The sequence below is a fragment of the Paenibacillus sp. FSL R5-0713 genome, from assembly GCF_037973325.1.
GTDB lineage: Bacteria > Bacillota > Bacilli > Paenibacillales > Paenibacillaceae > Paenibacillus.
The window spans coordinates 2,512,931-2,532,904 of the sequence record NZ_CP150229.1; the positions used below are offsets into that span (position 1 = coordinate 2,512,931).

Genomic DNA, 19,974 nt, shown 5'->3' on the forward strand with positions numbered 1-19,974 from the left:
TGTTCGCCGTAGGCATTGGATAATTAAAGATGAGGTGCAGCATGAAAAAAATTGCGATTCTCGGCTCGACCGGTTCCATTGGAACCCAGACACTGGATGTAGTTGACATGCATCCTGAACTCTTTCAAGTGGAGGGACTGGCTGCCGGAGGCAATACAGACCTGCTGATTGAACAAACCAAACGTTACCGACCGAAGAAGGTATCGGTGGGGTCCAAGGAATTGGCGGATAAGGTTGCTCCACATTTGCCTGCAGGAACGCAACTGTTTTATGGCACAGAAGGACTTGTAGAAGTGGCGGCAGGAACTGATGCGCATATGGTTGTAACAGCAGTGGTGGGAAGTGTTGGATTGGAGTCGACGCTTGCAGCCATAGATGCAGGTAAACAGATCGGACTGGCCAACAAGGAGACATTGGTTACGGCAGGGCATATTGTTACTACAAGAGCGACTGCCAAAGGAGTCTCTTTACTACCCATCGATAGCGAGCACTCTGCGATTTTCCAATGCTTGAATGGTGAAAACAGAGAACGCTTGACAGGTATCACGCTCACTGCTTCAGGCGGATCATTCCGTGATCTTACCCGTGAACAGTTGAAGAGTGTGACTATAGAGGATGCGCTTAAACATCCGAATTGGTCAATGGGTTCCAAAATTACGATAGACTCGGCAACCATGGTAAACAAGGGACTTGAAGTGATTGAAGCACATTGGTTATTTGGTCTTCAATATGATCAGATTAATGTATTGCTTCATCCAGAGAGTGTGATTCATTCTTATGTGGAATTGGATGACACCAGCATCATCGCCCAACTGGGGAATCCGGATATGCGAGTTCCAATTCAATATGCATTGACTTACCCTGACCGTCTGCCATCGCCAGCACAGCGTCTGTCTCTTGCTCAAGTTGGGAAATTACATTTCCGCGAGATGGATATGGAGCGGTTCCCATGTTTAAGAATGGCATATGAGTGTGGTAAAATGGGAGGAACCGCAACAACGGCGTTTAATGCAGCCAACGAGGTTGCCGTAGCCCGTTTCTTGCGTAAAGAGATATCATTCCTTAAAATAGAAGATATTATTGCTTCTGTGCTGGAAGCACACCACAATGTGGACGAGCCTGATCTGCAGGAAATCGCCCGTTGTGATCAGGAGAGCCGTAAGCTTGCGTCCAGTCTGTAATCTCTTTTTTCATAACAAATTGGAAGAAGTGATTCTCTTGTGCGGCATCAGAGAATAATGATAATCTAGAGGGACAGACTGCGGTATGTGCCGTGAAGGAGGATGGATAGGGATTGGAAACCATACAAGTGGTATTTCTAACGGTGCTCATGTTCTTTGTCATCGTGACGGTTCATGAATGGGGGCATTACTATTTTGCCAAACGCGCCGGTATTCTTGTACGGGAATTTGCGATCGGTTTTGGTCCCAAATTGTTCTCATATAAAAGAAACGAGACCCAGTTTACATTGCGTTTGTTGCCTTTTGGTGGATATGCACGGATGGCAGGGGAAGATCCGGAACTGGTAGAGATCCAAGAAGGACAGACCATTGCGGTAAGATCAGCGGATGACCAGGTGAAGATGATCTATCTGGACCAGCTGGATAACCGTAAAAATGTAATACGTGGTGAAGTCATCTCCATTGACATGGAGAATGCCCTGAAGCTTCAACTTGATGTAGATGGTGAAATTCAGGAATACCGAATACATCCCCAATCGATGTTGGTAAGTCGGGGTAAACAAACGCAGATTGCACCGAAAGATCGTCAATTCGGAAGCAAAACGGTTGGACAGCGTGCGTTGGCTATTTTTGCTGGCCCGCTGATGAACTTTATTTTGGCCTTTGTGCTGTTCGCTGTATATGCGCAAATGGCAGGAGTTCCGGTGGAGAACCCTAAAAATCTCCAAATTGGCGAAGTGCTTGAAGGTGGGGCAGCTGATCAGGCGAACCTGCAAAAGGGCGATATTATCGAGACGATTAATGGTACTGCTATTGGTACAGATTCACAAAAAATGGTGTCGATGATTGCCGATTCCAAAGACAAGCCGATGGAATGGACGCTGCGCCGGGGGTCGGATACGTTTAATATAACGATTACTCCACGTGCTGTAGAGGGACAAGAAGGCGGTAAAGTGGGGATCGTACCTACGCTACCAACCCGATCTGTTGGATTTGCAGAGACATTTAAAGTCTCAGGTGTGGCCATGGTTGATACAACCAAAGTGATATTTGAAGGTTTTAAACATCTGATCAATCAATTCAACATGGATGATATTGGTGGTCCGGTTCGTACATTTGAAGTAACAGGGCAAATTGCCAAGCAAGGGATTGAGCAGTTAACGAGATGGGCAGCGATTTTGAGTCTGTATCTTGGGATATTCAACCTGCTACCAATACCTGCGCTGGACGGCAGCCGCCTGGTATTTTTGGGAATTGAAGCGCTGCGCGGCAGACCAGTTGATCCCAATCGTGAAGGTATGGTACATTTCATCGGATTTGCGATGTTGTTCGTCTTGATGCTGGCAGTAACGTATAATGATATATTACGTTTAATTAACGGATAATTACGTTTGGACTATGCTCTGAACTTTTCTTTCAGAGTGTAGTCGTTATGGGAGGACGCTGGAGTCTTATGTCAAAGGAAAATGATAAACAGTTCGTGACCGAAATCACACCACAGGGTGAGGATTTCTCACGCTGGTATATTGATGTTATCAAAAAAGCTGATCTCATGGACTATGCACCCGTACGCGGTTGTATTGTGTTCAAACCAGACGGATTTGAAATCTGGGAACATATTAAGGATGAGTTGGATCGTCGTTTCCGGGAAACGGGTCATCGCAATGCGTATTTCCCAATGTTCATTCCTGAGAGCTTCTTTCAAAAGGAAAAAGAACACGTGGAAGGGTTTAACCCTGAATTACCATGGGTTACGGAAGCTGGGGGAGAGAAGCTGGAAGAACGTCTGGCAATCCGCCCTACATCCGAAACGATTATTGGTCACATGTATTCCAAGTGGATTCAGTCGTATCGGGATCTTCCGGTACTGATCAACCAATGGGCTAACGTAGTCCGTTGGGAAAAAAGAACATTGCCTTTCCTTCGTACAAGTGAGTTCCTGTGGCAGGAAGGTCATACTGCGCATGAGACCGAAGAAGAAGCACGTGAAGAAACGATGAAAATGCTTGAGATTTATCGTGAAGTCGTTGAGGAGTATTTGGCTATTCCTGTAATTGTCGGTCAAAAAACCAAATCCGAGAAGTTTGCGGGTGCGGTGGATACGTACTCCATCGAAGCCATGATGAAGGATGGACGGGCTGTTCAAGCAGGTACATCTCACTACATGGGTACGAACTTTGCAAAAGCATTTGAAATTCAGTATCTTAGCCGGAACAATGTGCTGGAGCTGGCTTACACTACTTCATGGGGAGTAAGCACACGTTTGATCGGTGCTTTAATTATGGTTCACGGAGATGACCGTGGTCTCGTACTTCCTCCTAAAGTTGCACCGACACAAGTGGTCATGATCCCAATTGGACCTCCGAAAACGCGTGATGCTGTGGTTGGGCGTGCAGATGAGCTGTTCAGTGAGTTGAAAAAAGCTGGAGTCCGTGTGAAAATGGATGATCGCAGCGACGTTCGTCCAGGCTGGAAGTTCAACGAATACGAGATGCGTGGTGTTCCGATTCGTCTGGAGATTGGTCCACGTGATATGGAAAATGGCGTTTGTGTACTCGTATCACGGATCACAGGTGAGAAAAAAGTTGTAGAACAAGCGAACTTGGTAGAAGAAATCCAGTCTATGCTGACACAGATCCAGGTAGATATGTTAGAGCGTGCTCGCACATTTATGTCGGATAACTTCTACTCCGTGGATACACTCGATGAGATGAAAGAACTGATGGAAAATAAACGCGGGTTTACTCTGGCTGGATGGTGCGGTTCAGAAGCTTGCGAAGATAAAGTAAGAGAAGTCACTGGTGCAACAAGCCGGAACATTCCGTTCCAGCCTGCGGAAGAAAAGCATACGTGCCTGGCTTGTGGTGAAAAGGCAGAACACACGGTTGTGTTTGCAAGAGCGTATTAAGTCAGGATAACCTGACGAAGAGCACTTTTTCACCAGTTGAGTAATGAATGGGAGCTTCTGTCGGATAAAATGAGTCGGTGCGAGTTCGGATCGGTGACATTTTTGAATGCAGGGGCTTTTCATGCTTTAAGGGGGTACAAGGAGGAACACGATGAGCGGATTTGATGAGAAGAGAAAACGGTTTGAGTTGTTGATGAAACAGGCAGAGCTTCCGTCTGGTCTGTTAGATCCCTATTTTTTGGATGGATGGATTGAACAAGTAGAGACCAATCGAACTAATCGGGAATGGAATATTCTGATTGCGAAGGATACATTGGTACCAGCTCCAATCTATCGTACATTTTGTCTGCATATTCAAGAGAAGATGAATCATATCGCCAAAATTTCATTTGGCTTTAAATATACGGACAAGGTACAGAATGGCGATATCGTTAGTGAATATTGGAATTTGTTTCGGGAGTGGGTTACACGTGAGATTCCATCCGTGAATGGTTGGATGAACCGGACTACGTTTGAATGTGAAGCAGATCTCCTGCAACTGACGATGAGTGATGCAACGTCAATGGAATTGGCTCGTAAGAAACAGATTGATCAGGCCATTAAGACGTTCTATGAAAAATACTTTCATCTACCGCTCCGCATCAAGATGCAAGTAGGCGAAGTGGGAAGCAATAAAGAGGCCATGGAACAGTTCCAGGCCCAAAAACGTGTTGAGGAACTTGAGGTCATCGAAAAGATGATGAGTGAAGTGGATACAGAAATCCCGGTGGATGAGGAGCAGGGCGATCTGCGTTTGCAGATGGGTTACGATATCAAGGAGCCAGCAGTGCCTATGCAGGAAATCCAGGATGAAGAGAAAAAGGTTACGCTTCAAGGTACGGTGTTTGGTCTGGATCGCAAAGAACTGCGAAACGGCAATACGTTGTTTACCTTCTATCTGACTGACTTCACGGACTCCATGCAAATGAAGATGTTTGCCAAAACAAAAGAGGATGTCAAAATTCTCAGTTTGCTTGCTAATGGTAAATGGGTAAAAGTGCGTGGTCGTGTAGAGTATGACCGGTTTATGCAAATTCCTGAACTCGCAATGATTCCATCGGATCTGATTGAAGTCAAAGCACCTCCGTCTCGCAAAGACAATGCACCAGAGAAGCGGGTGGAGTTCCATCTGCACTCTACGATGAGTACCATGGATGCTGTAACTTCAATTGACAAATACGTGAAAATGGCAGCAGAGTGGGGTCATAAGGCCATTGCTGTCAGTGATCATGGCGGGGTGCAGGTATATCCCGAGGCTTCCAAGGCTGCTAAGAAAAATGGAATTAAAATGATCTACGGTCTTGAGGCTAATGTCGTGAATGACTCTGTCGCAGTTGTAATGGCTCCGCAGCCTTTGGATCTGCAAACCGCGACATACATCGTATTTGATATCGAGACCACAGGTCTTTCGGTAACGCAGAACAAAATTATTGAGATTGCTGCCGTGAAGATGCAAGATGGCAAAGAAATCGACCGGTTTGCGACCTTTGTCAATCCGCATGAGCGTATTCCCTACAACATTCAGCAATTGACGAATATTAATGATGACATGGTAAAAGACGCACCTGAACTTGAGCCTGTTATTCGTGATTTTGTGCAGTTTGCGGGAGATGGTGTACTTGTTGCCCATAATGCACGTTTTGATATGGGCTTTATCCAAGCTTCCCTGAAGCAAATTGGACTGCCGGAGCTCCCTAACCCGGTTCTTGATACGTTGGAACTGGCGCGATTGTTATTTCCGAAAAATAAAAACCACCGTCTGAATACGATGGCGGATAAATATAAGGTTGGACTCGAAAGCCATCACCGTGCCATTGATGATACGGTTGCACTCGCGGGTATCCTGATTGGACTGCTAAATGATGCTGCACAGATGAAAGGTTTGACGAGGCTCGATCGTTTGAATGATTATGTGGGTGTCGATTTGTCGAATACAAGACCTTTTCATTGTGGAATCTATGCACTGAATGATATCGGTAAGAAAAATCTATATAAGCTGGTATCTCTCTCTCATACGGAACATTTCAAGCGTGTACCTTGCATTCCCAAATCAAAACTGATTAATTTGCGTGAAGGCCTTGTTGTGATATCGGGCTGTGAAAAAGGGGAGTTTTTCGAAGCGGTACTTAACAAATCGCTCGAAGAGGCGGAAGAGATCGCCGAGTTCTATGACATACTGGAGATCCAACCACTTACCATGTATATGCATTTGGTGGATAAAGGTCTGGTGGCTACACCCGAAGAGATCAAAACAGCGATCCGTAAAGTCATCGATATAGGTGCAAAGCTTAACAAACCGGTCATAGCCACAGGTAATGTGCATTATTTGGAGCCTCGTGACAAGTTATATCGGGATATCACCATTCACGGAATTACAGGATTTAGTCCACTGAAAGATCAACGTAAACCGGATGCACATTTTAGAACGACAGAGGAGATGCTGGAAGAGTTCCAGTTCCTCGGTCAAGACAAAGCATACGAGGTTGTTGTTACTAATACGGTGGAGTTGTCTGACCGATTTGAGGAAATTAAGTTATTCCCGGACAAACTGTTTACTCCGATTCTGGAAGGTGCGGACGAAGAAATTCGTAATACCTGCTATAACACTGCCAAGTCCATCTATGGCGAAGAATTACCAGAAGTAATCGTGGCACGACTGGAGAAAGAACTCATTCCAATTATTAAATATGGTTTTTCTGCCAACTATCTGATCTCGGAACGCTTGGTTAAAAAATCGAATCAGGATGGTTATCTCGTAGGTTCGCGGGGATCGGTAGGCTCCTCTGTCGTTGCTACATTCCTGGGTATATCCGAGGTTAATCCGCTCCCAGCTCATTATATTTGTGTGAATTCAGAATGCAAATACAGCGAGTGGTTCCTGGACGGCAGTGTTCGTAGTGGATTTGACCTTCCAGAGAAAGAATGTCCGAATTGTGGTGGTACGCTTAAAGGAGAAGGCCAGGATATTCCGTTTGAGACTTTCCTTGGCTTTAAAGGAGATAAAGTTCCCGATATTGACTTGAACTTCTCTGGTGATTATCAGCCTCATGCTCATAACTATACGAAAGTACTGTTTAGTGAGAAGAGTGTTTTCCGTGCCGGGACCATTGGTACGGTGGCTGAGAAAACAGCATTTGGTTTTGCCAAGAAATATGAGGAAGAACATCACAAGAAATGGCGCGGAGCTGAATTGAATCGATTGGCTTCGGGATGTACAGGGGTAAAACGGAGCACTGGACAACACCCCGGCGGTATTGTGGTGGTTCCTGATTACATCGAGGTCGAAGACGTTACACCTGTTCAATTTCCGGCTGATGACGTTAATGCAGAGTGGAAAACGACACACTTTGATTATCATGCTTTTGAAGAAAACTTGCTGAAACTTGATATTCTGGGACACGATGATCCGACGATGATGCGGATGTTGCAGGATTTGACAGGGGTCGATCCAACGACCATTCCGATGAATGATCCCAAAGTCATGAGCATGTTTAACTCCACCGAAGCGTTGGGAGTCACACCGGAACAGCTTCGGTCGCCAGTTGCGACATTTGGTGTGCCGGAGATGGGAACGAAGTTTGTACGTCAGATGCTTGTTGAATCCCAGCCGACATCTTTTGCCGATTTACTGCAAATCTCCGGATTGTCACATGGTACAGGGGTATGGCTTGGAAACGCTCAGGATCTGATTAAGAACGGAACGTGCAACATTAAGACTGTAATCGGTTGTCGGGATGACATCATGTTATTCCTGATCTATAAAACGGGAATGGACGCCAGTCTGGCCTTTAAAATCACGGAGAGCGTTCGTAAGGGACGTGGTTTGCCACAGGAATGGATTGACGAGATGAAGAATTGTAAAGTGCCTCAATGGTACATTGATTCCTGTCTCAAAATCCAGTACATGTTCCCGAAGGCTCACGCGGCCGCTTATGTTATTTCAGCAGTACGTACGGCGTTCTTCAAGCTATACCATCCGATTGAATATTACGCAACCTACTTTACCGTGCGGGCGGATGAGATTGATATCGAACTGATGTGTCAGGGATATGATGCGATCTATCGAAAAATAACGGAAATTGAGCAATTGGGTTTCCAGGCACCTCCAAAAGAGAAAAACATGTTGCCTGTCCTGGAAATGGGTCTGGAAATGACAGCACGCGGATTCTCGCTGAAATCCATTGACTTATACCGTTCGGAAGCAACGAAGTTCATCGTTGACGGAAATTCATTAATCCCTCCATTTTCGGCGCTGGCAGGAATCGGGGATAATGCTGCTCGTAATATTGCTGCAGCTAGAGATCATGGTGAGTTTCTGTCGGTTGAGGACTTCCAGCAGAAGTCGAAAGCAAGTAAGACCATTGTTGAACTGCTGTCGAATATGGGATGTTTCCGCGGCTTGCCAGAGAGCAATCAGCTTTCTCTTTTCTAGGCCTGAATTTGGATCTTAAAATGGCGATTAATGGGGGCAACGTAATTTTTCCTTCATTAGTAAGTAAACCACCTGAATCATCGCTTACTTGTCACTATTACCAGACTATGTTATAATTTTTGAAGTGAACGAGATAGTACGAATTTCTAAAGAGTGGGGAAACCCACTCTTTAGTCTTTGGTATACAAGAATCTTGGGTATTGAATAATCTGCCAGTGCTTTTTTGCTGGTGTAACCTAAGTTGGAGGTTATTGGTTTTGAGCACAACGAACATTAAATCTACCGTGGAAGAAATGATCCAACCCTACTTGAACGAACAAGGCTTCGAGCTGGTTGACATCGAATACGTCAAAGAAGGCAGCAACTGGTTTTTACGGGTGTATGTCGACAAAGAGGGTGGCATCGACATCGACGATTGCGTCTTGATCAGCGAAAAGCTGAGCGCCAAGCTGGATGAGAACGATCCGATTCCAACCATCTATTTCCTTGAAGTGTCTTCTCCCGGTGCGGAGCGTCCACTGAAAAAACCTGAGGACGTTACCAAAGCTGTAGGCAAAAATGTTTTTGTTACAACCTACGAGCCGGTGAACGGATTGAAGGAATTTGAAGGCAAGCTGCTTTCCTTTGATGACGGGGAACTCGTGATTGAAGCGGGCAAAAAACAGCATGCCATTTCTTATGATAAGGTTGCCAGTGCGCGCCTAGCTATTTTGTTTTAAGTGCCTTGTTCACTTTATTAATGAAAAAGACACATCTCACGATAACGGCAAGGTGCTCATGAGTTCAGAGCCTTTCGCCGTTTTACGTATGAGATGCCATGTTTGAAAGGGGGATCAACATTCATGAGTATGGATTTTATTGAAGCAATGAATGAATTGGAACGGGAAAAAGGGATCAGCAAGGATGTGCTGTTTGAAGCGATCGAGGCTGCACTAATTTCCAGCTACAAGCGGAATTTCAACACGGCCCAGAATGTGCGTGTTGACATGAACCGTAATACGGGAGTTATACGGGTGTATGCCCGCAAATTGATCGTGGAAGAAGTCCTGGATTCACGTACCGAAATTTCATTGCCTGCTGCACGAGAAATCAACCCACACTTCCAGCTGGAAGATATTGCGGAGATTGAAGTTACGCCGCGTGATTTCGGACGTATCGCCGCACAGACTGCCAAACAGGTAGTGACCCAGCGGATTCGTGAAGCCGAACGCGGCCTGATCTACAACGCTTTCGTAGATAAGGAAGAAGATATCGTTACGGGAGTGGTGCAGCGTCAGGATTTGCGCAATATCTACATCGATCTGGGCAAAATCGAAGCGGCTTTACCGCTAACCGAATTGATGCCGAACGAGAAGTTTGTTCATGGTGACCGTATTAAGGCGTATATCACCAAGGTCGAGAATACGACCAAAGGGCCGCAAATCATCTTGTCCCGTACCCATCCGGGTCTCTTGAAACGTCTCTTTGAACTGGAAGTGCCTGAGATCTTTGACGGTGTAGTTGAAATTCGCTCCGTCGCTCGCGAAGCAGGGTTCCGCTCCAAGATTGCCGTACATTCCCGCAACGAGGAAGTTGATCCAGTTGGATCTTGTGTAGGTCCTAAGGGAATGCGCGTGCAGACCATTGTGGGTGAGCTGCGCGGTGAAAAAATCGACATCGTTCGTTTCTCCGATCAGGTAGACGAATATGTTGCCAATGCACTGAGTCCTTCCAAAGTGTTGGAAGTTCATGTATTTGAGGAAGAAAAGATGGCTCGGGTTATCGTTCCGGACTATCAACTGTCGCTCGCAATTGGTATCAAAGGCCAAAATGCCAGATTGGCAGCCAAATTAACTGGCTGGAAAATCGACATTAAGAGCGAGAGCCAGGCGGAACAGGAATTCGGCAGAGAAAAAGATTCTTCTTCTGAAATGCATCAGGATTCCGTCTCCGTCGACTAAAGTAAAGTACGGGGGGCGCTGACGTATGAAACCAAAAAAAGTGCCGCTGCGCAAATGTGTGGCATGCCAGGAAATGATGCCCAAAAAGCAGCTGATTCGCATCGTTAAAACGCCAGAGGATGAAGTGCTGATCGATTTGACTGGCAAAAAATCCGGACGTGGTGCCTATTTATGCGGCAAAGAGTCCTGTTTTAAGCTCGCACTCAAAAACCGGGCTTTGGATCGGGCGTTAAAAGGCAAAGTCTCACCTGAAATTTACGAGCAACTAGCAGCTGACTTCATCGCGGTTGAGGATGAATTCATAGCAGCACAGGAGCGTGAAAATGACTAATATTAAAACGCTGTCTTATCTGGGACTCTCTATGCGTGCAGGTAAACTTGTAACAGGTGAAGAAATTGTACTTAAAGCGATCCGTTCTTCCGAAGCTAAAATGGTTATTGTTGCGGGTGACGCCTCAGCCAATACACAAAAGAAATTTCGCGATAAATGCGGAACTTATAAGGTTCCTCTGTTGATCGGATTTGACCGGGATAGTCTGGGTTCAAGTATCGGTAAAGACACGCGTGTTGTTCTTGCAGTAACGGATCGAGGGTTTGCAAAAATGATCTCCAAGCAAGTCGGTATAATGTCGGAGGTGGAGTATATTGAGTAAACAGGAAAACAAGGATAAATTGCGAGTTTATGAATATGCGAAGTCCCTTAATATGAGTAGTAAAGAAATTATAACCATTCTTAAAAAGCTGGAAATTCCCGTAAACAATCATATGAGTGTCATGGAGAATGGTTCAGTCGGTAAGGTGGAACAATTTTTTAAAGATATAAAATCCACTGCTGCTTCCAAAAAAGGCAACGAAGCAAAACCAGTTGCTACTTCGGCAGTACGCAGTGACAAACCAGTGGACAGCAACAAGCCGGCCGGCGGAGTGAACACGCCGAATAGCAGTAACACATCCGGTAGTCCCGTACAAACAAAAATACAACAGGAAAAGCAGGTAGGTATGAACAATAGACCAAATTCCAACAATAACAATGGCACCCAAAGACCCAGCGGCCAAGACAGTCGCAACAGAACGAACTCTTCCCAAGGCTCAAGCCAAGGAGGACAATCAACTAACCGTCCAAGACCGGCTCAAGGTGGACAAAGCAGTACTGCATCCCGTCCGCAAGGAACGGGTCAACGTCCAAATAACAGCGGTGGCGGTCAAGTAAGAACTTCAGGACCTAACAGCGGCGGTAATACAGGTACTGGCGGCAACCGTAGCGGTGGCCAAGGTCAGAGCCAAGGACAAGGCCAACGCAGAAGTGGCCCAGGTGGTACTACTGGCAACAATAACAATAGTGGCAACCGTTCAAACAGCGGTGGCGGTGGACGTCGTTATGATGACAATCGTGGTGGCAACTATCGTGGTAACCGTGGTGGCAAGAACAATCGCAACAGAAATCAACAACAGTACCAGCAACGTGAGAAAATTGATAACACACCTAAGAAAATCATCGTTCGTGGTGATATGACCGTTGGTGAAACAGCGAAGTTGCTCCATAAGGATGCTTCCGAAGTTATCAAAAAACTCATCGCGATGGGTGTTATGGCAACAATCAACCAAGAACTTGATATCGAAACAATTCTGCTGCTTTCTGGAGAGTTCGGTGTCGAAGTTGAAGTGAAGATTGTGCTCGAAGATGACCGTTTCGAAACACTGGAAGAGAATGATGATCCTGCAGATTTGCAGTCTCGTCCTCCAGTAGTAACCATCATGGGACACGTTGACCATGGTAAAACGACATTGCTTGACGCGATTCGTTCTACGAATGTAACAGGCGGCGAAGCAGGCGGAATCACGCAACACATCGGTGCGTATCAAGTTGAAATCAACAACAAGAAAATTACGTTCCTAGATACTCCGGGTCACGAAGCGTTTACAGCGATGCGTGCGCGTGGAGCACAGGTTACGGATATTACAATTATTGTTGTTGCTGCGGATGACGGTGTTATGCCACAAACGGTTGAGGCCATTAACCATGCCAAAGCTGCTGGGCTTCCAATTATCGTAGCTGTCAATAAAATCGATAAACCGGGTGCTGATCCGGATAAAGTAAAACAAGAATTGACTAACTATGAACTCGTTCCGGAAGAATGGGGCGGAGATACCATCTTTGTTAACGTGTCTGCGAAACAAAGAATGGGTCTGGAAGGTCTGCTTGAAATGATTCTGCTCGTTGCAGAAGTGAACGAATACAAAGCGAACCCGGACAAACGTGCCCGTGGTACAGTGATCGAAGCCGAGCTGGATAAAGGACGTGGCCCAGTTGCCCGTATCCTCGTACAGCACGGTACATTGAAAGTCGGAGATGCTTTCGTAGCAGGTAACTGCTTCGGTCGTGTCCGTGCGATGGTCAATGATAAAGGTCGTCGTCTGAAAGAAGCTGGACCTTCAACACCTGTCGAAATCACAGGTCTGACAGAAGTTCCAGGTGCTGGAGATCCATTCATGGTGTTTGAAGATGAGCGCAAGGCGCGTTCCATCGCTGACAAACGTGCGATTACGCAACGTGAATCCGATCTGGGGACACATACTCGCGTAACGTTGGATGATCTGTTCCAACACATTAAAGATGGCGAGATCAAAGATCTGAACGTTATCATCAAAGGTGACGTACAAGGTTCGGTTGAAGCATTGAAAGGTTCCCTTGCTAAGATCGAAGTTGAAGGTGTTCGCGTGAAAATCATTCATAGCGGCGCTGGTGCAATCACTGAGTCCGACATCATTTTGGCTGCAGCATCCAATGCCATCGTAATTGGTTTCAACGTTCGTCCTGATAACCAGGCGAAAGCAACTGCAGATCAAGAGCAAGTAGACATCCGTCTGCATCGCGTAATCTACAGTGTTATCGAAGAAATTGAACAAGCGATGAAAGGAATGCTTGATCCGATCTACAAAGAAAAAGTTATCGGTCATGCTGAGGTTCGTAGCACGTTCTCCATCAGTAAAGTGGGTACCATCGCTGGTTGTATGGTTACCTCAGGTAAAATTACGCGTTCTGCGGAAGCACGCCTGATTCGTGACGGCATCGTCCTTTACGAAGGTAAGCTGGATTCCCTGAAACGTTATAAAGATGATGCCAAAGAAGTAGCCCAAGGCTATGAGTGCGGTATCACACTGGATAAATATAATGATCTCAAAGAGGGCGACGTTATCGAAGCCTTCATTATGGAGACAGTACAACGATAAGCAAGGAAGCATGAGGTGAACAACAATGGCTAAGATTCGTACAGGTAGAGTGGGCGAGCAAATCAAGAAAGAATTGAGTTTGCTCATCCAGTCTGAACTGAAGGACCCGCGTATCGGCTTTATTACCGTAACGGGAGTCGAAGTGACAGGAGACTTGTCGCAAGCCAAAGTTTATCTGAGTGTCTTCGGTGAACAGGAACAAAAAGATAACTCGCTCAAAGCACTGGCAAAAGCAAATGGATTTTTGCGTTCCGAGCTGGGCAAACGTATCCGGTTTCGTCATGTTCCCGAGTTGATATTCAAGATTGACGAATCCATCGCTTATGGTAGCCGAATTGAGAAGCTGCTTGGCGATATTGGTTCCGACAAGAACGAATCCCAGTAACAGAATAGAGGAGACGGCAATGCACACTTATGAACAGGCGCTCCAGGCCGGAAAGCAATTTCTGCTGGAGCATGATGATTACCTGGTCGTGTCGCATGTACAGCCGGACGGTGACGCAGTCAGCTCGACGGTAACGGTGGGCTGGCTGCTGTCATGTCTGGGTAAGACATTCACGATGATTAATGAAGGCGATATCCCGCATCGCATGCAATTTTTGTGGGAAGCAGGCAACATTGTGAACATGACCGAACAACCACCGCAGCGAAAATATAAAGCTGTTATCTGTGTGGATTGTGCAGACTTTGCCAGAGTAGGTTTGACGCGTCATTATTTCGAAGAAGATGCTGTTATTTTGAATATCGATCATCACCCTACGAATGACGGTTATGGTACTGTCAACATCATTAAGTCAGATGCTGCTGCAACGGCTGAAATTTTATTCGATTTTCTGAACCTTTTCCAAGTAACATGGGATAAAGATGTTGCGACAGCAGTTTATACAGGATTGCTTACGGATACAGGTGGTTTCCGTTATGCCAATACCAGTCCAAATGTAATGACAACGGCCTCCAGACTGCTTGAACATGGTGTGGATGGACCTTATCTTGCCCAGACCTTGCTGGAGCAGGTGACTCTTCCACAAGTTCGAATTTTGAATCAGGCACTAACAAGCCTACAGATGACAGATGATGGAAAGATAGCCTGGGTTGTTATTACACCTGATGATATGGTAGCTTGCGGAGCGGCTAATGAAGATCTTGAAGGGGTAGTAAACTACCCGCGCAACATTCAAGGCGTGGAAGTGGGTATCTTTTTCAAAGTCATCAACGAGAACGCCGTCAAGGTTTCTCTGCGTTCGGCTGGCAAGATTGATGTTGCTGCATTAGCACAGACCTTTGGCGGAGGCGGGCATGTGCTCGCAGCCGGATGTCGTCTCGAAGGCAGTCTTGATGAAATTGTTGCAAAAGTACTGAAGCAGGTGAATTCACAATGGTAAAGCCATTTGAAGGTGTACTTCCGGTATATAAACCGGCGGGATTTACTTCTCATGATGTTGTAGCCAAGATGCGTCGCATTCTCAAGATGAAGCGCATTGGTCATACGGGCACACTGGACCCACAAGTTACAGGCGTCCTGCCGCTCTGTCTTGGACGGGCGACACGCGTCGTAGAATACATGCAGGAGCTTCCGAAGGAATATCTGGCTACGCTTAGATTGGGACTGTCTACTGACACAGAGGACATGACAGGGGAAGTCATTGAGCGTGCTGAAACACCGGTGGAAGTCACACAGGTTCAGGTTCAACAGGTGCTTGAGCAGTTTCTGGGCACGATCTCTCAGGTTCCTCCCATGTATTCTGCGGTAAAGGTAGACGGCAAACGTCTTTATGAGCTTGCTCGTGAAGGGAAGACGGTAGAGCGTAAGAGCCGTGAGGTCACAATCTATGAGCTTGAGCTTACAGGGATTGAAACTCAAGGCGATACGACCGATATATCTTTCCGCGCCTTGTGTTCAAAAGGTACCTACATACGTACATTGTGTGTAGACATCGGTCGACAACTCGGATATCCATCGACCATGGTTCGACTGGAGCGTACGATATCGGCAGGTATCACTGCAGATCATTGTCTTCGTATTGAAGAAGTGGAACAACTTATGGCTGAGGGAACTTTGGCGGAGGCGCTGATTCCTGTTGACGAGGCCATTGCTTCGATTCCGGCCCACAAGGTTGGAGATGAACAGGCCAAAGGAGCACTTCAAGGTCAGAAGCTGTCTGCACGTCTTCTGGAACCGCCAGTAGAGCAACCAGGTTTATTACGGTTGTATGCTCAGGATGGTACGTTTCTGGGGATATTTGAACGGGATGAACTAAAACCAACGGTGAGGGCAGTTAAAGTCTTTTTGCCGGAATAAAGAGGTATCGGGCTTGGAGTTGTAGTGGTAATGCTCAAGCCTGGCCTATCTAGTGAAATGCAGGTGAATGATTGTGAAAACCGTAATGCTAACCTATCCGCAGACGTTACATTCGACTGAGCTGGGCGCACTTCCCCAAGTGCTTGCAATTGGTCAATTCGACGGACTGCATCTCGGACATGCAAGTGTCATTTTGTCAGCTGTCCGCATTGCGCGGGAAACGGGCATGCAGGCAGCGGTCATGACCTTTCATCCACATCCGAAGGAAGTTATGCGCAAAGGGGATTACGAGGGTTATCTAACTCCCTTGAGAGATAAAGAAGACATCCTGGCAGGAATGGGCGTTGATGTACTTTATGTGGTGGAGTTCAATGAAGAGTTCTCACGGTTGACTCCACAGCAATTTGTACACGACCTGTTGATTCCTCTTCAAACACGAACAGCGGTTGTGGGTTTTGACTTCCGTTTTGGTCATAAGGGGGCAGGGGACGAACAGCTTCTTCGTACGTTGGGAGAAGGAGAGATGACGGTGGAAACCGTTCCTCCTTTCTTGTTGAATGGTGAAAAAGTGAGCAGTTCTCTCATTCGTGGCCTGTTGAAGCGTGGGGAGATGGATGAGGCCAGTCAGTGGCTTGGCAGACCTTACAGCATCAGAGGAACCGTCATTCACGGGGAGAAGCGTGGACGAACGATTGGATTTCCCACAGCCAACCTTGAACTCACGGATCATTACGTTACTCCATCGAAGGGTGTTTATGCTGTTCGTGTGCAGTATGGCGAACAGGAACTGCATGGCGTAATGAATCTCGGTGTGAAACCTACGTTTCACGAAAGCGGGATGAAACCTACGTTTGAAGTGCACCTGCTTGATTTTGACGGACACTTGTATGACCAGGAACTAAAGGTTGAGCTCGTTCACTATATTCGTGCAGAACGAAAGTTCGACTCTATTGATGCATTGATTAGTCAGATTCGTGAAGATGCATTAACCGCCGGTCGCCTGTTATCTTAAAGGTTCTGGATTAAATGCATGTTTACATTTACTTTGACTAGGCAATTATGATATACTGTACTACGTTGTCGATGAGACAACATTAACCTTGGCTTGGTTGCTTGCTCTCACCGGCGGTGACGAGGCTAATGGCGATTATATTGAAGGAGGTGAACAGGATGGCATTGACTCAAGAACGTAAACAACAACTGATCGACGAGCACAAAACTCACGAGTCCGATACAGGATCTCCAGAGGTGCAAGTTGCTATCCTTACGGAAAACATCAGAAGTTTGACAGACCACTTGCGTACGCATAAGAAAGACCACCACTCACGTCGTGGACTTTTGAAAATGGTAGGTCAACGTCGTAAGCTTTTGGCTTACGTGAAAAACAAAGATGTTAAACGTTACAGCGCACTGATCGAAAAACTCGGATTGCGTCGTTAATTATCGTACATGTTTTCAAAACCAACCTGGCTGTTATCCGTCATTCTTTTGTCTAAAAGGACAAGCGGAACTTACAGCCGGGTTGTTTTGTAGATGAACATGTTGCCATATATTTGTAGATGGGGCTCCGTGAGGAGCTTTTGTTGTGCAGGTTAGCATGTTGAAAGATCCATACATAGCTAATGAATGCAGGACAAGCAGGAAATACTGTGAATATGCAGAATCCATTGAATTAGGAACGAATAAAAGGAGGGGTTTCATGGAACAGCGTGTTGAAATGCAGCTTGGTGGAAGAAAGCTTACGCTTGAGACTGGGCGTTTGGCCAAGCAGGCTAATGCTGCCGTTAAGGTAACATACGGGGATACCGTTGTATTGTGTACCGTGACAGCATCAAGTGAGCCGAAAGATCTGGACTTTTTCCCATTAACGGTGAACTATGAAGAAAGATTGTACGCCGTAGGTAAAATCCCGGGTGGATTTATTAAACGTGAAGGCAGACCGAGTGAGAAAGCAATTCTTTCAAGCCGTCTGACAGACCGTCCAATTCGTCCATTGTTCCCGGAAGGCTTCCGGAATGATGTACAAGTTCTGAATATTGTTATGAGTGTGGATCAGGATTGCGAACCGCAAATCGCTGCAATGATTGGTACATCAGCAGCATTGAGCATTTCGGATGTTCCATTCAGCGGACCGATTGGTGGCGTAAAAGTTGGACGCATTGATGGCCAATTCATCATTAACCCAACGATTGCACAGCTTGAAATCAGTGAACTTGAACTGGTGGTTGCAGGAACTAAGGATGCCATCATGATGGTTGAGGCTGAAGCAAACGAATTACCTGAAGAAGTGATGCTCGAAGCAATCATGTTCGGACATGACGAGATCAAAAACATTGTTGCGGTAATCGAACAACTCGTGCAAGTTGCCGGTAAGGAAAAAATGGCTGTTAAGTTGCATGCCGTTAATGCTGAAGTCAACAGCAGTGTGCGTGATTTCGCAAGTGCTCGTCTGGTTGAAGCTGTTAAAATTGCTGAGAAGCATGCTCGTCAAGATGCAATCGATGTAGTGAATGACGAAACGGTTGCTCACTTTGAAGAGAAATATATTGAAAGTCCTGAATTGCTTAAAGACGTGAAGGAAGTTCTGCACGATATCGTTAAAGAAGAAGTGCGCCGTCTGATTACGCATGATAAAGTTCGTCCAGATGGACGTGGTCTTGCTGAGATTCGTCCAATCGAATGTGATACTTCCCTGCTGCCACGTACGCATGGTTCAGGTTTGTTCACACGTGGTCAAACGCAAGCACTTAGCATCTGTACACTTGGTGCACTTGGCGATGTTCAAATTTTGGACGGAATTAGCCTTGAAGAAACGAAACGTTTCATGCATCATTATAACTTCCCACCATTCAGCGTAGGTGAAGCTCGTCCATTGCGTGCTCCAGGCCGTCGCGAAATCGGACATGGTGCTCTGGGTGAGCGTGCGCTTTCCAAAGTAATCCCTTCCGAAACAGACTTCCCATACACGATTCGTCTGGTATCAGAAGTTCTGGAATCCAACGGTTCAACTTCCCAGGCAAGTATCTGTGCCAGCACACTAGCTATGATGGATGCAGGTGTACCTATCAAAGCTCCAGTTGCGGGTGTAGCTATGGGTCTGATCAAAGACGGAGATCATGTATCCATTCTGAGTGATATTCAAGGTATGGAAGATCACCTCGGCGACATGGACTTCAAAGTAGCCGGAACACCTGAAGGTGTAACTGCGATTCAAATGGACATCAAAATTGATGGAATTGATCGTCAAATTTTGTCTGAAGCATTGGCTCAAGCCAAAGAAGGTCGTTTGCACATCTTGAGCAAAATGACTGAAGTGATGAATACACCACGTGAGCAGTTATCACAATATGCGCCTAAAATTACAACGATGCATATCAATCCGGACAAAATCCGTGATGTTATTGGTGCAGGTGGTAAAATTATCAATAAAATCATCGAAGAAACCGGTGTTAAAATTGATATTGAACAGGATGGACGTGTCTTTATCGCTTCTTCCAACCAGGAGATGAATGATAAAGCCAAAGCGATTATCGAAGGTATTGTACGCGAAGTATTGGTCGGCGAGATTTATGTCGGTAAAGTAAAACGCGTTGAGAAATTCGGTGCATTCGTTGAAGTACTTCCAAACAAAGAAGGTCTGGTGCACATCTCACAACTGTCAACAGAACGTGTTGCCAAAGTGGAAGATGTTGTAGCCATCGGTGATTCCATTACGGTAAAAGTAACGGAAATTGACCCACAAGGTCGAATCAACTTGTCCCGTAAAGCGGTTTTGACTGCTGAAGCTCCGGCTCAATCCTAGGATACCGAAGCAACAGGTTATAAATGGATAGATTGAATGAAGAGACAGAATGTGAATTTCTGGCTCTTTTTTTAACGTTTAAATACGAAAAACAAGGATGAAACCATGGCTTAGTATTCATATTCCTGCCCTTGTCCTCATA

15 protein-coding genes are annotated in these 19,974 nt (G+C 46.0%); all 15 read left to right on the plus strand.

Annotation, left to right across the window (positions count from 1 at the left end; genetic code table 11):
• Window positions 1-41: 41 nt before the first annotated feature.
• The 15 genes from MKZ12_RS11480 (at window position 42) to pnp (ending at window position 19,832) form a co-directional block, all read left to right on the plus strand.
• Window positions 42-1,181, plus strand: coding sequence for a 1-deoxy-D-xylulose-5-phosphate reductoisomerase (locus MKZ12_RS11480; protein ID WP_339260455.1), 1,140 nt, complete (start codon window positions 42-44; stop codon window positions 1,179-1,181).
• A gap of 113 nt (window positions 1,182-1,294) precedes the next feature.
• Window positions 1,295-2,566 carry an RIP metalloprotease RseP gene (gene rseP, locus MKZ12_RS11485; protein WP_339241628.1) on the plus strand — a complete coding sequence of 424 codons (1,272 nt, stop codon included), beginning with the start codon at window positions 1,295-1,297 and terminating at the stop codon, window positions 2,564-2,566.
• Between the two features lie 68 nt (window positions 2,567-2,634).
• The gene (gene proS, locus MKZ12_RS11490; protein ID WP_339241630.1) at window positions 2,635-4,089 is read left to right on the plus strand and encodes a proline--tRNA ligase; all 1,455 of its coding nucleotides are present in this window, start codon (window positions 2,635-2,637) and stop codon (window positions 4,087-4,089) included.
• Window positions 4,090-4,240: 151 nt separating this feature from the next.
• On the plus strand, window positions 4,241-8,560 hold the full coding sequence (locus tag MKZ12_RS11495) for a PolC-type DNA polymerase III (RefSeq protein ID WP_339241633.1): 4,320 nt from the start codon (window positions 4,241-4,243) through the stop codon (window positions 8,558-8,560).
• A gap of 257 nt (window positions 8,561-8,817) precedes the next feature.
• Window positions 8,818-9,279, plus strand: a complete 462-nt coding sequence (rimP, locus tag MKZ12_RS11500) for a ribosome maturation factor RimP (RefSeq protein ID WP_062833826.1) — start codon at window positions 8,818-8,820, stop codon at window positions 9,277-9,279.
• A 123-nt stretch (window positions 9,280-9,402) separates the two neighbouring features.
• The gene (gene nusA / locus MKZ12_RS11505; RefSeq protein WP_062833827.1) at window positions 9,403-10,500 is read left to right on the plus strand and encodes a transcription termination factor NusA; all 1,098 of its coding nucleotides are present in this window, start codon (window positions 9,403-9,405) and stop codon (window positions 10,498-10,500) included.
• A 25-nt stretch (window positions 10,501-10,525) separates the two neighbouring features.
• Window positions 10,526-10,831 (plus strand): YlxR family protein, encoded by a 306-nt coding sequence (locus tag MKZ12_RS11510; protein ID WP_339260457.1) that lies wholly within the window; start codon window positions 10,526-10,528, stop codon window positions 10,829-10,831.
• Entirely contained in the window at window positions 10,824-11,153 is a 330-nt protein-coding gene (locus tag MKZ12_RS11515; RefSeq protein ID WP_017689142.1) for a ribosomal L7Ae/L30e/S12e/Gadd45 family protein, read from the plus strand. The genes MKZ12_RS11510 and MKZ12_RS11515 overlap by 8 nt, the downstream gene beginning before the upstream one ends.
• Window positions 11,146-13,731 carry a translation initiation factor IF-2 gene (infB, locus tag MKZ12_RS11520; protein WP_339241635.1) on the plus strand — a complete coding sequence of 862 codons (2,586 nt, stop codon included), beginning with the start codon at window positions 11,146-11,148 and terminating at the stop codon, window positions 13,729-13,731. Before MKZ12_RS11515 ends, infB begins: the two co-directional genes overlap by 8 nt.
• Window positions 13,732-13,756: 25 nt before the next feature.
• Complete coding sequence (gene rbfA / locus MKZ12_RS11525; protein WP_062833829.1) at window positions 13,757-14,116, plus strand: 30S ribosome-binding factor RbfA; 360 nt, start codon at window positions 13,757-13,759, stop codon at window positions 14,114-14,116.
• A gap of 19 nt (window positions 14,117-14,135) precedes the next feature.
• Window positions 14,136-15,113 carry a bifunctional oligoribonuclease/PAP phosphatase NrnA gene (locus MKZ12_RS11530; RefSeq protein WP_339260459.1) on the plus strand — a complete coding sequence of 326 codons (978 nt, stop codon included), beginning with the start codon at window positions 14,136-14,138 and terminating at the stop codon, window positions 15,111-15,113.
• Complete coding sequence (truB, locus tag MKZ12_RS11535) at window positions 15,107-16,030, plus strand: tRNA pseudouridine(55) synthase TruB (protein ID WP_339260461.1); 924 nt, start codon at window positions 15,107-15,109, stop codon at window positions 16,028-16,030. The genes MKZ12_RS11530 and truB overlap by 7 nt, the downstream gene beginning before the upstream one ends.
• A gap of 85 nt (window positions 16,031-16,115) precedes the next feature.
• On the plus strand, window positions 16,116-17,042 hold the full coding sequence (locus MKZ12_RS11540) for a bifunctional riboflavin kinase/FAD synthetase (RefSeq protein ID WP_339243024.1): 927 nt from the start codon (window positions 16,116-16,118) through the stop codon (window positions 17,040-17,042).
• Window positions 17,043-17,200: 158 nt separating this feature from the next.
• A complete protein-coding gene (gene rpsO, locus MKZ12_RS11545) occupies window positions 17,201-17,470 on the plus strand; it encodes a 30S ribosomal protein S15 (RefSeq protein WP_056700672.1) in 270 nt (89 codons plus the stop codon).
• Window positions 17,471-17,729: 259 nt separating this feature from the next.
• Window positions 17,730-19,832, plus strand: a complete 2,103-nt coding sequence (pnp, locus tag MKZ12_RS11550; protein ID WP_339241644.1) for a polyribonucleotide nucleotidyltransferase — start codon at window positions 17,730-17,732, stop codon at window positions 19,830-19,832.
• Window positions 19,833-19,974 lie beyond the last annotated feature (142 nt).